The 14,017-nt window shown below is 47.2% G+C and carries 9 protein-coding genes and 4 pseudogenes; 4 read left to right on the top strand and 9 right to left on the bottom strand.

Features of this window, described 5'->3' with window-relative positions:
• The first annotated feature begins 33 nt into the window (after positions 1-33).
• Complete coding sequence (locus tag DWZ60_RS14980) at positions 34-1,134, top strand: SLC13 family permease (protein WP_055266017.1); 1,101 nt, start codon at positions 34-36, stop codon at positions 1,132-1,134.
• 105 nt (positions 1,135-1,239) lie between these two features.
• A pseudogene (miaB, locus tag DWZ60_RS20975) lies at positions 1,240-2,723 on the top strand (tRNA (N6-isopentenyl adenosine(37)-C2)-methylthiotransferase MiaB).
• Between the two features lie 91 nt (positions 2,724-2,814).
• Here miaB and DWZ60_RS14990 read toward each other — a convergent pair.
• Complete coding sequence (locus tag DWZ60_RS14990; RefSeq protein ID WP_243038360.1) at positions 2,815-3,333, bottom strand: MATE family efflux transporter; 519 nt, start codon at positions 3,331-3,333, stop codon at positions 2,815-2,817.
• Positions 3,330-4,161, bottom strand: a pseudogene (locus DWZ60_RS14995) (MATE family efflux transporter). Before DWZ60_RS14995 ends, DWZ60_RS14990 begins: the two are co-directional and overlap by 4 nt.
• 133 nt (positions 4,162-4,294) lie before the next feature.
• Between DWZ60_RS14995 and DWZ60_RS15005 the strand changes: the two are divergent.
• On the top strand, positions 4,295-5,176 hold the full coding sequence (locus DWZ60_RS15005; RefSeq protein ID WP_158568370.1) for an AraC family transcriptional regulator: 882 nt from the start codon (positions 4,295-4,297) through the stop codon (positions 5,174-5,176).
• Positions 5,177-5,230: 54 nt separating this feature from the next.
• Here the strand turns inward: DWZ60_RS15005 and DWZ60_RS15010 are convergent, their stop codons facing one another.
• The gene (locus tag DWZ60_RS15010) at positions 5,231-7,960 is read right to left on the bottom strand and encodes a beta-mannosidase (protein WP_119221983.1); all 2,730 of its coding nucleotides are present in this window, start codon (positions 7,958-7,960) and stop codon (positions 5,231-5,233) included.
• Positions 7,961-8,249: 289 nt separating this feature from the next.
• Here DWZ60_RS15010 and DWZ60_RS15015 point away from each other — a divergent pair, with 289 nt between their 5' ends.
• Positions 8,250-10,037: an aminopeptidase P family protein gene (locus DWZ60_RS15015; protein ID WP_119221993.1), complete on the top strand. Its 1,788-nt coding sequence runs from the start codon at positions 8,250-8,252 to the stop codon at positions 10,035-10,037.
• Between the two features lie 50 nt (positions 10,038-10,087).
• Here the strand turns inward: DWZ60_RS15015 and DWZ60_RS15020 are convergent, their stop codons facing one another.
• The 6 genes and pseudogenes from DWZ60_RS15020 to DWZ60_RS15050 all read right to left on the bottom strand — a co-directional run bounded on the left by DWZ60_RS15020 (position 10,088) and on the right by DWZ60_RS15050 (position 13,772).
• The gene (locus DWZ60_RS15020; protein ID WP_119221985.1) at positions 10,088-10,831 is read right to left on the bottom strand and encodes an amino acid ABC transporter ATP-binding protein; all 744 of its coding nucleotides are present in this window, start codon (positions 10,829-10,831) and stop codon (positions 10,088-10,090) included.
• Positions 10,821-11,510, bottom strand: a complete 690-nt coding sequence (locus tag DWZ60_RS15025) for an amino acid ABC transporter permease (protein WP_117762276.1) — start codon at positions 11,508-11,510, stop codon at positions 10,821-10,823. The genes DWZ60_RS15020 and DWZ60_RS15025 overlap by 11 nt, the downstream gene beginning before the upstream one ends.
• A gap of 185 nt (positions 11,511-11,695) precedes the next feature.
• Positions 11,696-11,970 (bottom strand): annotated as a pseudogene (locus DWZ60_RS21340) (transporter substrate-binding domain-containing protein); the annotation flags it as partial.
• 114 nt (positions 11,971-12,084) lie between these two features.
• Positions 12,085-12,285 (bottom strand): annotated as a pseudogene (locus tag DWZ60_RS21345) (transporter substrate-binding domain-containing protein); the annotation flags it as partial.
• Positions 12,243-12,485, bottom strand: coding sequence for a hypothetical protein (locus DWZ60_RS18465; RefSeq protein ID WP_147397761.1), 243 nt, complete (start codon positions 12,483-12,485; stop codon positions 12,243-12,245). The gene DWZ60_RS18465 and the pseudogene DWZ60_RS21345, both read right to left, overlap by 43 nt.
• 435 nt (positions 12,486-12,920) lie before the next feature.
• On the bottom strand, positions 12,921-13,772 hold the full coding sequence (locus DWZ60_RS15050; RefSeq protein WP_243038361.1) for a GGDEF domain-containing protein: 852 nt from the start codon (positions 13,770-13,772) through the stop codon (positions 12,921-12,923).
• Between the last annotated feature and the right edge of the window lie 245 nt (positions 13,773-14,017).

Genomic DNA, 14,017 nt, shown 5'->3' on the forward strand with positions numbered 1-14,017 from the left:
TCAGTCCTGCTTATTCATGAAAGGATGATTTTTATGATAAAAAAACTGATTTCCTTTTTTCAAAAAGATGCAGTGCTTACCGTCTCTTTTTTTCTTGCAGTGCTTTCCTGCTTTTTCTGTCCTCCCGGTCCACAGTATCTTGGCTATCTGGATTTTCATACTCTGATCCTGCTGTTCTGTCTGATGCTGATTGTCGCGGGCCTGCGGGAATGTGGCGTATTTGACTGGCTTGGCACCAGTCTTCTCCGGCATGTAAACTCAGAACGGATGGTTGCTCTGCTTCTGATTTCCCTGTGCTTTTTCTGCAGCATGCTGATTACCAATGATGTCGCTCTGATTACCTTTGTTCCGTTTGGCATTCTGCTTCTGCGAATGTGCCATATGGAGCAGAAAAAAATACTTCTTGTCACCTTTATGACCATGGCTGCAAACCTTGGCAGTATGTTTACTCCTATCGGCAATCCGCAGAATCTTTATCTGTATTCGCTTTCCGGACTTTCCCTTTTGCAGTTTCTGCTTATGATGCTGCCTTATACTCTGGGTGCTGCAGTTCTTTTTCTGATCTGCATTTTTCTGTTTTTCTCCGGAAAAAAAATTTCCGTTTCCCTGGGGAAAAAAGCGATTACTCATCCGCGGCAAATCGCAGTTTTTGCAGCTCTTTTTTTCTGCTGTATTCTTACGGTTGCCAAACTTCTCCCGCATAGTATTCTGCTTCTGATCACGATTGCCGGGATCTGCCTGGTGAACCGCAGCCTTTACCGCAGAGCAGACTACTCTCTTTTGTTCACTTTTGTGTTTTTCTTTCTTTTTATTGGAAACATGAAACAAATGGCAGCGCTTCGTATTTATCTGGAACAGATGATTACCGGACACGAACGGCTTCTTTCCGTCCTCACAAGCCAGATCATCAGCAATGTTCCTGCCGCCATGCTGCTTTCCGGATATACAAAAGAAATCCCGGAACTGATTGTAGGAACCAACCTCGGCGGCCTCGGGACTTTAATTGCATCTATGGCAAGCCTGATCTCCTATCGCCAGATTACGGCCGCAGACGCTTCCTGCCGCAAAAAATATATCCTGATTTTTACTGTTTTCAATCTTGTTTTTCTTGCTATTTTGTATCAGATACGCTAAAATAAAAAGAAGATCCGGCTGTACGGGTCTTTTTTCACGGCATTTTATACCGTCTCATTATTACTGTACTTAGCATTTTATATTGAAAAAGAAAGGGTTTCATTTATGAAGATAGATCTCAGAAACGTTCCGGATGCCGAGGTTTCCGGTATTGATCTTGCAAATGTTGACATTACTGTTCCGGCGCCGGAGACAGAACCGCAGCGTCAGTATTACTTTATGGCACTTTTAAAACAGCAGCTCGTACCGGAGCGTGCAAAACAAAACGGAAAAGAGTATCTGACTGCCTGCATCACAACCTTCGGCTGCCAGATGAACGCCCGCGATTCCGAAAAACTGGAGGGAATTCTGGAAACCGTCGGCTACCACATTGTGGAGACCGAAGATGCCGATTTTGTTGTTTACAACACCTGTACCGTCCGTGAAAACGCAAATCTGCGTGTCTACGGTCGTCTTGGACAGCTTGGCAAGTACAAAAAGAAAAATCCGGGCATGATTATTTCCCTCTGCGGATGCATGATGCAGGAGCCGCTTGTTGTCGAAAAACTCAAAAAAAGCTACCATTTCGTCAACCTGATTTTTGGAACGCATAATATCTACCGCTTTGCCGAGTATCTTGTCCGGTGCATGACAGAGGACCGCATGGTGATTGATATCTGGAAAGATACCGACAAAATCGTGGAAAATCTCCCGGTTGACCGCAAATATCCGTTCAAGTCGGGTGTTAATATTATGTTCGGCTGCAATAACTTCTGCAGCTACTGTATCGTACCGTATGTGCGCGGCCGCGAACGCAGCCGGAAGCCGGAGGAAATCATCGCAGAGATCAAACGCCTCGTTGCAGACGGCGTTGTTGAAATCATGCTGCTTGGTCAGAATGTCAATCCTACGGAAAGAATCTCGAGGAGCCGATGACGTTTGCACAGCTTCTGCGCAAGGCAAATCAGATTGAAGGGCTGAAACGCATCCGTTTCATGACCTCACATCCAAAGGATCTCTCGGAAGAACTGATCGATGCAATGCGCGACTGCGAGAAGGTCTGCCTCCATCTTCATCTTCCGCTCCAGTCCGGAAGCAGCCGTATCTTAAAACTGATGAACCGCCGTTATACCAAAGAGCAGTATCTCGACCTGGTAGACCGAATCCGCGCAAAAGTGCCGGATATTTCTCTGACAACAGATATTATCGTTGGTTTCCCTGGTGAGACCGAAGAAGATTTTCTGGAAACACTGGATGTGGTCCGCCGCGTTCGTTACGACAGCGCGTTTACCTTCCAGTATTCCAGAAGAACCGGAACACCGGCAGCTGCCATGGAAGACCAGATCCCGGCGGATGTTGTAAAAGACCGTTTTGACCGTCTTCTTGCCGAGGTTCAGGAAATTTCCCGCGAGGTAACCGCAAGACATCTTCATACCGTACAGGAAGTTCTGGTGGAAAGTATCAATGAGCAGGACGCTTCTCTTGTCACCGGCCGTATGAGCAACAATACGCTGGTTCATTTCCCGGGAGATGCTTCGATGATCGGAACGCTGCAGAACGTTTCCCTGGACGAATGCCGCGGCTTCTACTATATGGGAACGCTTGTTTAACCAAAAGACCCTGCCCGCACAGTTTTTCAGTCTTTGAAAAGACTATGTTACAAAGCTGTGCAGGCAGGGTTTTTATATATAACTTCTCCTTTTATCCTCTCACATCTGGAGTTTTCCCGGAGAGCCGCCTCTGATAAAAGAAGTAGGTAATCATAAGCATAACTCCAGCTCCGACCCATGCGGAAATTTCTGCGAATGCCACTCCGCGGAACGCAAGGCGCGGTGCTAAAAGCAGCACAACCATGACGCGCATGGCAACCTCCACAATCCCGGACACCATCGGCAGAACTGTTTTTCCCATTCCCTGGCAGGCGTTTCGGAAGACAAACAGCCAGCCAAGGGCGAACAGGGCAACTCCGGTAACCGGCAGAAAGATACAGGTATAGGAAATGACTGTCGCATCATTCAGCATCAGGGATGCCAGAAGCTTCGGGCAGAAAATTTCCAGTGCTGCAAAAGGAAGATTGACAAGGACAGAAAGCACGACACCTGCCCTGACTCCCTGTTTGATCCGGTCGTATTTTCCGGCTCCATAATTTTGTCCTGTAAAAGTCAGAAGTGCAAGTCCAAGTGTTATACCCGGCTGCTCGAACAGACCGCACACCTTCATACATGCAGCATAAGCCGCGACATAAGCCGTTCCCATCTGATTGACAAAAACCTGAGGACCATACCGCCCACCGCAGTTACAGAATTCATCACAGCTACCGGCAGGCCTTTTCCAACGAGTGCGCCAAGAAGTACACCATCTGCCCTCCAGTCTGTTTTCCGCGGAAGCAGTTCTGCGGCGCGCCGGATATATACCAGACAGTAAAGGGCAGAAACCACCTGCGCCAGAACCGTTGCAAGCGCCGCTCCAAACACGCCCATGCCAAACGGAAATACAAATAGAAGATCCAGCACAATATTGACCACCGACGAAACGATCATAGAAGCCAGCGGCACTTTACTGTTTCCGACGGACCGGAGCAGCGTCATGGCAAAGTTATTAAAAATGGTAACGGTACTGCCCGCCAGAATGGTTCCAAAATAAACCAGAGTGTCTGTCATCATATCCTCCGGTGTCTGGAGAAAGACAAACAGACGGCGCATCCAAAACAGACTGCCCACCGTAATTACAATTCCAATGGCAAGGCAGATATAAACCGACATCGCAATTTCTTTCCGCAGTTTTTCGATATCATTCGCTCCAAAGGAGTGGGAAATACAGATCCCAAGTCCTCCGGTAAGCCCCATGGCAAGCGAGAATCAAAAAATGTACCGAACTGGTATTTCCAACCGCTGCCAGAGCCACATCTCCGATCCCCTTTCCAACGACCATGGAATCCACAAAGCTGTAAAGCTGCTGAAAAAGATTTCCGATCAGAATCGGCAGGAAAAACTGAAAAATCAGCTTCATGCTGTTGCCCTGCGTCATATCATTTGTTGTTTTTTGCATGATGATAATCTTGTAACCTTTCCTTTCTTCATTCCTTCTTGCAAATCATATAAAATCACTATATACTAAAAGAAGTTTGTTTCCATCCACAGTCAGTATGGAACATCCACTACGAACGAAAAGTGAGACATCTATGAATAACTTATATGAATATATCGACCCCATCGCCTCTCCTTATGAGGCTTTTCTTTTTGACAGCACGCGGGACTCCCTTCCGATTCCTGCTCACTGGCACTATTATGTAGAACTTCTCTACGTTCTGAAAGGAGAAATTGAGGTTTCCCTTGATAATGTGACATCCATCGGAACAGAAGGATCCGTGATCCTTTTTCCGCCCAAATGCGTTCATTCCATCGCGCTTGCAAAAGGGTCTGTTCCGGTGCAGTATGATGTGATTAAATTTGACCCCAATCTTCTGCCCACCTGCAAGACGGATGAGCTGGATCTGCGTTCGATTCTGCACGGCCTCCACACGTTCCGCTGCCCCTGTATTTTTTCTCCGGAGCAGGTACGGAAAATGGACCTTTTTCCTCTTTTTTCGGATATTCTTAAGGAATACCGGGATAAAGAGCTTGGCTATTCCATGATTCTTACAGCGGATCTTCGGAAAATCATCAGCCGTTTTGTACGGAACTGGCAAAAAAGCGGGACTTCTTTTCCGTCTCCCGGCGTGCATCCTTCCTACGAAATCAGTTTTGACCTGATTTCCGAATACATTGATTCCCATTATTTTGAAGAACTGACCGTAGAGAAACTTGCCGCCATGTGCAACATGTCGCACTCCACATTTTCCATGAATTTTTACCGCCGCTACAATATGACCTGCAAAGAATATATTACGGCAACCAGAATCAATGCGGCAGAAAACATGCTGCTTTTTTCCAGTCACGATGTTTCTTTTATTGCCAGAGAAGTCGGCTATCCGGACTGCAGCTATTTCATCCGGTGTTATAAAAAAATAAAAGGAATCACACCGAAACAGGCCAGAAAAATCCAGGCAGAAAAAAATAAATAACGTTATTTTGCAGAAAAGGGCACGCATTCATTTTGCGTGCCCTTTTTCCATGCCTTATCGTTCTGCTGTCTCGTATACGCTTCGTACGCGGTATGCGCCCGATACGCCGGTTCCCTTGGCGGTAAAGTCTGCGGTCGGCAGAATACGGAAGGTCTTTGTTCCTGCTTCCATATCAACGAAGTTATCGTCCAGGCGAAGCACACCGTTTTCGGTCTCTACGCTGACAGATTTTGCGAAGTTCTCTGCCGTTACAGTTACGGTATCGCCGTCTACCGATACAGAAAGTTTCGGATCTGCGAAATGGTAATGCTTCGGTGCACAGAACAGCGTCGATCCGGAAGATACGACGTTTCCATCGACAACCAGCTCATACGTCAGATGAACTTCCAGCGGATCCTGACCGTTGAAATCAAGATGCGGCATCCACTGTCCGCCGTAGGCCGGTGCGTTGACCTCGAAGGTTCCCTCTTTGACTACGGAAGAATCCGGACGGCGCAGAGACCATTTTACGGTTCCAACAATCGGCTCACCCGTCTCATTCGCAACGTGAAGGTCTGCACTGACATCGATTGGATGCGGCAGAGTGTTGACAAACGGTTTCTGATCGATCTCTCCATGCTCCTCACAGGAAAGCAGAACCGGTGCGAACATCTTCTTCTCTGCGTACTGCAGGGCTTTCCAGTTTCCGTAGTAATCGACGCTTGCCCAGGATGCTACCGGCCAGATATCGTTCAGCTGCCATACAACAGCACCCATGCAGGTACCACGGAAGCGGCGGAAATGCTCTACGCCGTAACGGATGGCATCTGCCTGAAGAAGCTGTGAGCAGTAAAGAAGCTCATCGAAATTCTTCGGATACAGATAGGTCTGTGAGATATAGTTCAGGATCTTTCCGTTGGCAGCCGTATTTCTCTGGTGCATTTCCATGACGCGTGAGAAGATGTTGCGGTCGCCGTCTTCCGTAAACCGTTTTACAGTCTGCAGGGACGGGAAGGACTGGAATCCGAACTCGGACAGGAAACGGTAATGGTGGGAACGATAAGCGGTAAACGGCTCGCTTCCGTGCCATACGCCCCAGTAATGGGTATCGCCGACATTTTCCGCATTGCTGTTTTCGTAATTTCCACCTGAAGACGGGGATGACGGCCAGTAGAATTTCTCCGGATCCTCTTCTTTGACGATTTTCGGAATGATGTACTCATACAGATGGATATAATCGTAATACTGTTTCTTGGATTTCGGCCATGCCAGCATTTCATACTGTGTCTCCATCTCATTGTTTCCGCACCACAGAGCAATGCTTGCATGAGAACGAAGTCTGCGTACATTCTGACGGATTTCTGTGGAGATATTCTCCTCAAAATGATCTGACAGCTCATAGGAAGCGCAGGCAAACATGAAGTCATGCCAGATCAGAAGTCCTCTCTCATCGCAGACATCATAGAAGAAGTCATCGAGGAAGTATCCGCCGCCCCATATACGCAGGGAATTGAAGTTTGCTTCCTGTGCAGATTTTAACAGCAGATCGGTACGTTCTCTCGTCTGGCGGGTTAAAATATTATCCTCCGGAATGTAATCCGCGCCCATCGCGAAAATCTGCAGTCCGTTGATTTCATATGCAAAGTTGCGGCCTTTTACCGTCTTTGCTGCTTTATCGGTGATAATTACTTTCTTCTCACCGTTTGTCATAACCATGTTGTCGCCGTCGTCGTAATCTGGTGCCTGTCCGGTCATGTGTTCATCATAAACTTCATCTTCCATCGGATCGGTATTGACCGTGATGGTGCGAAGACCCATTTTCTTCTCCCAGGTATCCAGGGTATCCTCTGCAACAAGCGCTACCTTTACCTGATACAGTGCCTGTGCGCCGTAACCGTTCGGCCACCACAGCTCCGGATTTTCTACGGTAAGAGAAGCCTGTACACGGTTGCTGCGAAGCTCACATGTAAGACCGGTCAGATTTTTTGATGGTGCTGAATGGGTCAGCGGATCGATGCTGCCGCTTTCTGCTGTCAGAACGGTTTTTCCATCCGGAGAAGTAACCGTCATGACAATTTTTACGTTTCCGTCGGTAACTCCCGGCATCCACTCGATCTCGGCATCTGCCGTCAGGCGCACGGAATCAACAACATTTCCGTGAACCGTTTTTCCGGTTACGTGATGCTCCTGGCCTACAAATACCTGTGCCAGACGGGCTGTTTTTACAGCAAGAACGGAAGCCTCACGGAACAGTCCTGCATCTGGAAGACGCGGGCCCCAGTCCCAGCCGTACATGCACGCTGCTTTACGGATATGCGGGAATCCCGGCATTGCATCGGAGGATCCGCCAACCGGGCATTTTGTATCTTCTTCCGCAATGAATTTGGTCGGAGAATGCAGAATCACTTTTACCTGATATACGGTATCGGCTGCATCACCTGCAACAAGATCGGTAATATCGTACTCCCAGACACGGTTCATGTTGTCTGCGGAGCCGATTTTCTCTCCGTTCAGATAAACATCCGCGATCGTATCAATTCCGTCGAAATGTAAAAACAGGCGATCCGCTTTTCTGTCTTCCTCTCCGATCACGATTTCTGTCTCGTATGCGAAATCGTTCTCCATCAGTTTCAGTGCATCGAGTTCATTGTCACGATAAAACGGATCCGGGATCAGACCTTTTTCCAGAAGTGTGCCGTAAACGGTAGACGGAACCTTTGTCTCAATTGGAGTCTCCGGAATATCGTAAACATTTTTTCCAAGGACCGTTAAGGTCCAGTTGTCTTTCAGACATATTGTATGCATTACAGTATGTCCCCCTTTCTTACATAGTTTCTGCTTCTTCGCGTAGTTTCACCACGCTTTTTCTTTCTTCCTATCTTACTTCTTTTGTGCAGAAAATGGTACAAAAAAGCTCTTGAAAAATAGGAAAAATCTCCAAATGCACAAAAATTTTCGCAAAAACAGGAAAACAGTGAGACAAATTCTCAATCATCACTTTGACAGATTTGGAAAATGTGATAGAATAAAAATGTTGGCATCCCATTTAAAAATGCCGACATTATTTTTCGAAAAGAAAGATGAGGAAAAAACTATGATACCAGAAAGATTAGCTGCTCTCCGCGAAAAAATGAGAGCATACGGCGTGGACGCTTATCTGGTTCCGACCGCCGATTATCATGAATCCGAATATGTAGGAACTTACTTTAAAGCAAGAACGTATATTACCGGTTTTACCGGTTCTGCCGGAACTGCTGTGATTACGCAGGATGAAGCGTGCCTCTGGACCGACGGCCGCTACTTCGTACAGGCAGCCAAAGAGCTTGCCGGAACCGGCGTTACTTTAATGAAAATGGGCCAGGAAGGTGTTCCGACCGTAGAGGAATACCTGCAGGCAAATACAAAAGAAGGCATGACCATCGGCTTCGACGGCCGCGTTGTCAATGAGATGCTCGGTGAGACACTGGAAAAGACACTTCCGGAGCGTTTTCTCTCCTATCGAAGTGACCTGATCGGTGAAATCTGGTCCGACCGCCCAGCACTTTCTGCAGAACCGGTATGGATTCTTGATTCCAAATATACCGGCGAGTCCGCTGCTGACCGTCTTGCAAAAGTCCGCGAAAAGATGAAAGAGAACGGTGCCGAGGTACATATCCTGACCGCACTCGACGATATTGCCTGGATGCTGAACATCCGCGGAAACGATATTCCGTGCAATCCGGTTGTCCTCTCCTACCTCATTCTGACCGAAACCGAAGGCCATCTGTTTATTCAGGAAGCAACTTTAAATGATGAAGTAAAACAGTATCTTGCCGGTCTTGGTATTTCGATTCATCCATACGATGCTGTCTATGATTTCGCTGTAGGCATCACAGGAAAAACGATTCTTCTGGAGAAAGCCAAAGTCAACTACACAATCTGCCAGAGCGTCATGGGCGAAAACACGATTGTCAATGTGATGAACCCGGCTTCCTCCTTAAAGGCATTGAAAACACCAGTTGAGATGGAAAATATCCGCAAAGCCCACGTCAAAGACGGCGTTGCTGTAACCCGTTTCGTTTACTGGTTAAAGAAAAACATCGGCAAAATCCCGATGGACGAAGTTTCCGTTGCAGAGAAACTGGAATCCTTCCGAAAAGAGCAGGAAGGCTACATTGAGCCGAGTTTCGGAACCATCTCCGCTTACGGCCCGAATGCCGCTATGTGCCATTATCAGGCAACGAAAGAAGATTTCTCCGTTCTACAGCCAAAAGGCATGTACCTCGTGGATTCCGGCGGACAGTATTATGAAGGAACAACCGATATCACAAGAACCATTGTTGTCGGACCGCTGACTGAGGAAGAAAAAGAGCATTTCACCATCACCGCGATGGGAACCCTGCGTCTTGGAAACGCAAAATTTCTCCATGGATGCATCGGCATCAATCTCGATTACCTCGCAAGACAGGCATTCTGGGAGAGAGGTCTTGACTTCAATCACGGAACCGGCCACGGCGTCGGCTATCTCTTAAATGTCCATGAGCGTCCAAACGGTTTCCGCTGGAAAATGGTTCCGGAGCGCATGGAAAATGCCGTTCTCGAGGAAGGTATGCTGACCTCCGACGAACCAGGTATCTATATTGAAGGAAGCCACGGTATCCGTACCGAGAACCTGATGCTCTGCCGCAAAGCAGAAAAGAACATGTATGGCCAGTTCATGCGCTTTGAGTTCGTTACCATGGTTCCGATCGACCTCGACGGTATCGATACGCAGTATATGACGGAGAAAGATGTCGAGCTGCTGAATAATTACCACAAAGAAGTGTATGAGAAGATTTCTCCTTATCTGGAAGGGGACGAAAAAGAGTGGCTGAAAGAAGCCACCCGCACGATTTCCAAATAAGATGCAAAAACGCTGTTCTGTGTTTTGATGATACAGAGCAGCGTTTTTTATTATAATACTTTCGATAAAAACTCTTTGAGCCGGGGATGCTGCGGATTTGCGAAGAACTCCTGCGGCGTATTCTCCTCCTGAATATTTCCCTCGTTGATAAAGACCACGCGGGTTGCCACTTCTCTTGCAAAACCCATTTCATGCGTTACGACAACCATCGTCATGCCTGATTCAGCAAGTTCCTTCATAATTTCAAGAACCTCCCCTACCATTTCCGGGTCGAGTGCGGAGGTCGGCTCGTCAAACAGCATGACATCCGGGTTCATCGCAAGGGCGCGTGCAATGGCAATTCGCTGTTTCTGACCGCCGGAAAGGCTTCCCGGGTAAGCATCTGCTTTATCCGGCAGTCCAACGCGGTTTAAGAGCTCCATCGCTTTTTTCGCTGCTTCTTCCGGCGTCATCAGCTTTAATGTCACCGGGGCGAGCATGATATTTTCCTTGACGGTTTTATGCGGAAACAGGTTGAACTGCTGAAATACCATTCCAATCCTCTGTCGTACATGGTCGATATCGGTTTCCGGTGCTGTGATGTCAACGCCCTCGAAATAAATTTTTCCGCCGGTTGGAATTTCCAGACGGTTTAAGGAACGCAGAAAGGTCGATTTTCCGGAACCGGAAGGACCGATGACAGCGACAACCTCTCCCTGACGGATCTCTGTACTGATCCCGTCCAGAACCTTATTATCCTCGAAGCTCTTCTGCAGATTTTCAACTTTGATTAATACTTTTTCATTAGTGGTCACTCTTACGCAGTCTCCTTTCCAGTTTTCCCATGAAATAGGTCAGAATCATAACAAGAATCAGATAAAAGATCGCTGCGGAAAGAAGCGGAACCAGCGCATCGTACGTACGGCTCTGTACCAGGGTCGCTGCCTTTGTAATATCAATGGTTCCGATATAGCCGATGATGGCAGTCTCTTTTAACAGCACGATCATCTCATTAATCAGCGCCGGAAGAACATTTTTAAACGCCTGCGGAATGATGATGAGACGCATGGTCTGTGCAGAATTTAAGCCAAGGCTTCGTCCTGCTTCCGTCTGTCCTTTGTCCACAGACATAATTCCGGAACGGAAAATCTCAGCAACGTATGCACCGGAATTGATACCAAATGCGATTCCGCCGATCACGATATTGTTCAGGTTTACGGTTGCAAAAATAACCGAATAGAAAAACAGGATCTGAATCATGGACGGCGTTCCGCGGATGATCGTCAGATAGACGCGCGCAACAATGTTCAGAAGTTTTAATTTACCGGTCTGCTCGTGTGTCGAGCGGATCAGTGCGATAAGAAGTCCGAGCACAACACCGATGCACAGCGCAAGCACCGTGACAAGCAGTGTCGTCTTCAGACCGGTCAGCCACCATTCTGTAGCACCATTGTCTACAAAGTAGCGGTTGAACTGATGATGTAAATTTTCCATATGACACATCTCTCCTTTGTGTTTTTAACTGCGGGATCTGCAACCGGCAGTTTCCTTACAGCGCAATCGAAAAACGAGCGGCCGCGCCTTTTGTCTGGCGGACAGCCGCTCGTTTCTATCCCCTGATTCCAGATTGCCCCGTACTTCGTACTCTCGCAGTCCTTATCACTATGTTATTACTTTCTGACAATGACAACCTGTGTTGCATCTGCATAAGTATCCGTGAAATCAACGCTTTCTTCCCGTTCTGGAGTAACGTCATTCCGGCTGCGCCGAAGTCTGCTTTTCCACTGTTGACAGATGCAAGGATGGCTTCAAATGCCATATCCTCGATTTTCAGCTCATAACCAAGCTTGTCGCAGATTGCCTTGGAAATGTCGGCATCGATACCAACGATATCATTTCCCTCTTTGTACTCCCACGGCTCGAACTCTGCGTTGGTTGCCATGGTAAGCGTTCCCTTGGAGTGGTCCGCGTCTGCCGGGGATTCATACGGATGCTGTCCGACTTCATCACCAATGTAGTTGCTCATGATTTCATCCAGCGTTCCGTCCTCTTTCAGCTCTGCCAATGCAGTGTTGAACTCGTCTCGCAGGGTATTGCCCTTTTTAAAGCACATGGCATATTCTTCGGTATCAAAAATACCATCTACAATTTTCAGATCATCGTTTGCTGCAACGAATTTTTCTGCCGGCAGGGAATCGATGACAACACAGTCAATCTTTCCGTTTTTCAGTGCCTGAATAGCATCGGCGCCTTTGTTGTAACGCTGCATCTGGGAATCTGCATTAACGCATCGCTCGCCTGAGAATCACCTGTTGTTCCGGTCTGTACACCAATCTTCAGATCTGCCAGATCCTCTACGGATGTTACTTCTACTTTCTTTGCGGTAGATGCAGAACTTCCGCATCCTGCCATCGAAACAGCAAACAAAACGGACATTGCAAGTGCTGTTGCTTTTTTTGCAAAATTCATTTTCATAATAATCTCCTTCTCTCCTCATGTAATGTATATTTATTCACTTTCCCTTATTATAACAGCATCTTTCTGAAATGCAAGGAAAAACGGAAAAAAAAGCAACAGAAATACAAAAGACAGCCCGGGGGTTCTTCCATGGCTGTCTTTCCATTTTTGTATTCAGTCCGTATTTTTTCCGTCTGCTGCTGTGCAGCGCAGGATCCGCTGAATGCTCTTTTCCGATAAAGCATATTCCTCTGAGAGTTCGGAAACTCTGCTTCCGTTTTGATGTTTCTCGCAAATTTCCCGGCACCGGATGCTCCTTTGCCCATTCCTAGGCTTCCACACTGCTCCCGAAGAGCTTTAAGGCTTCCATCCCTTCCAGTCCCTCTGTATTTGTTCGTCGTCTACACAAATGATGTTCATCTGGTATCTCTCCTGCCTTGTCCTGTTCTAATTGCTTTTCATCCATTCTTCATAAATGGAGGCACTGTATCCCTGTTTCTTTTTACTCTGATACATTGCCCGGTCCGCCTTTCTGTACAGCTGGTCAAAAGAAACTTCTTCCGATGCCTCGCAGAAACAGGCACCCAGGCTGATTTCTATCTGCTTCCCCTTCATTTCCGCAATCGTAATCTGGCTGATGTTATAAAAAAGTCTTTCGAAAAATCTCTCTGCCGCCGCTTTCTCCCGCATTTCCGGCATAAAGACTGCAAACTCGTCACCCCCGAGGCGCAGAACTACGTCCTTGTCCCGGCAGGATTTCTGCATCGTCTCTGCAACGGCGATAATAACCTTATCCCCTGTCGAGTGTCCATACGTATCGTTGATTGTTTTGAATTTGTCACAATCAATCAGGCAAAGCAGACCTCCTGTTTTTTCCTGCAGCAGATGGGAAATCTGTCTTTCCCCGCTTCCACGGTTATACAATCCCGTCATAAGATCCGTCTGTGCCAGATAAATCAAGCGGTTCTCACGTTTTTTCTCTTCTTCGATACACTCAATACAAAACAGCACATGCAGAAGCCTTCCATTTTCATCGTAATCAACAGGAATGAATCTGTTCCGGCACCAGCCTGTTTTTTTATCGATAAATTCGTGTATGATACTGTTTTTTCCGGCGAGCCGCTCTTCCAGCGTATTGAGATCGATAAATGCAGCAGTTTCTTCCAGTTGTGATTCCATGCACATTTTCTCTGCCATGCACTTCGCATGCCCGCCAAAATCGTCTATGATCTCATATTCCCCCATTTGGGCTGCACTCTGCGATGTTGTCTTTACAATATGATATTTCTGCGTCTGCACATTAATTTGACACTCCCCACAGCTAAAGCAGGGGGATTCTTGTTTCTTCCACTACTGCATTGACGAATACCTTACGGTACTGCAATGTCTTACACAGTGTCCACAAGCTATGTTTATCCTGTTCCCGTATGCCCTGCGGTACAGCTTTTCATCTTTATGCAGACTGCATCTGCAGTGCTTTTTTCAGAATATTAATGCCTGCATTCGTATCCCGGTCATGAACTGCATGGCATTTCGGGCACTCC

Source organism: Blautia sp. AF34-10, from assembly GCF_003477865.1.
GTDB lineage: Bacteria > Bacillota > Clostridia > Lachnospirales > Lachnospiraceae > Fusicatenibacter > Fusicatenibacter saccharivorans.

Excerpts from the sequence above, each read along its gene's own strand:
- DWZ60_RS14980 (WP_055266017.1), top strand. The coding sequence starts at position 34 with ATGATAAAAAAACTGATTTCCTTTTTTCAAAAAGATGCAGTGCTTACC.
- DWZ60_RS14990 (WP_243038360.1), bottom strand. The coding sequence starts at position 3,333 with ATGAAGGTGTGCGGTCTGTTCGAGCAGCCGGGTATAACACTTGGACTT.
- DWZ60_RS15005 (WP_158568370.1), top strand. The coding sequence starts at position 4,295 with ATGAATAACTTATATGAATATATCGACCCCATCGCCTCTCCTTATGAG.
- DWZ60_RS15010 (WP_119221983.1), bottom strand. The coding sequence starts at position 7,960 with ATGCATACAATATGTCTGAAAGACAACTGGACCTTAACGGTCCTTGGA.
- DWZ60_RS15015 (WP_119221993.1), top strand. The coding sequence starts at position 8,250 with ATGATACCAGAAAGATTAGCTGCTCTCCGCGAAAAAATGAGAGCATAC.
- DWZ60_RS15025 (WP_117762276.1), bottom strand. The coding sequence starts at position 11,510 with ATGGAAAATTTACATCATCAGTTCAACCGCTACTTTGTAGACAATGGT.
- DWZ60_RS18465 (WP_147397761.1), bottom strand. The coding sequence starts at position 12,485 with ATGAATTTTGCAAAAAAAGCAACAGCACTTGCAATGTCCGTTTTGTTT.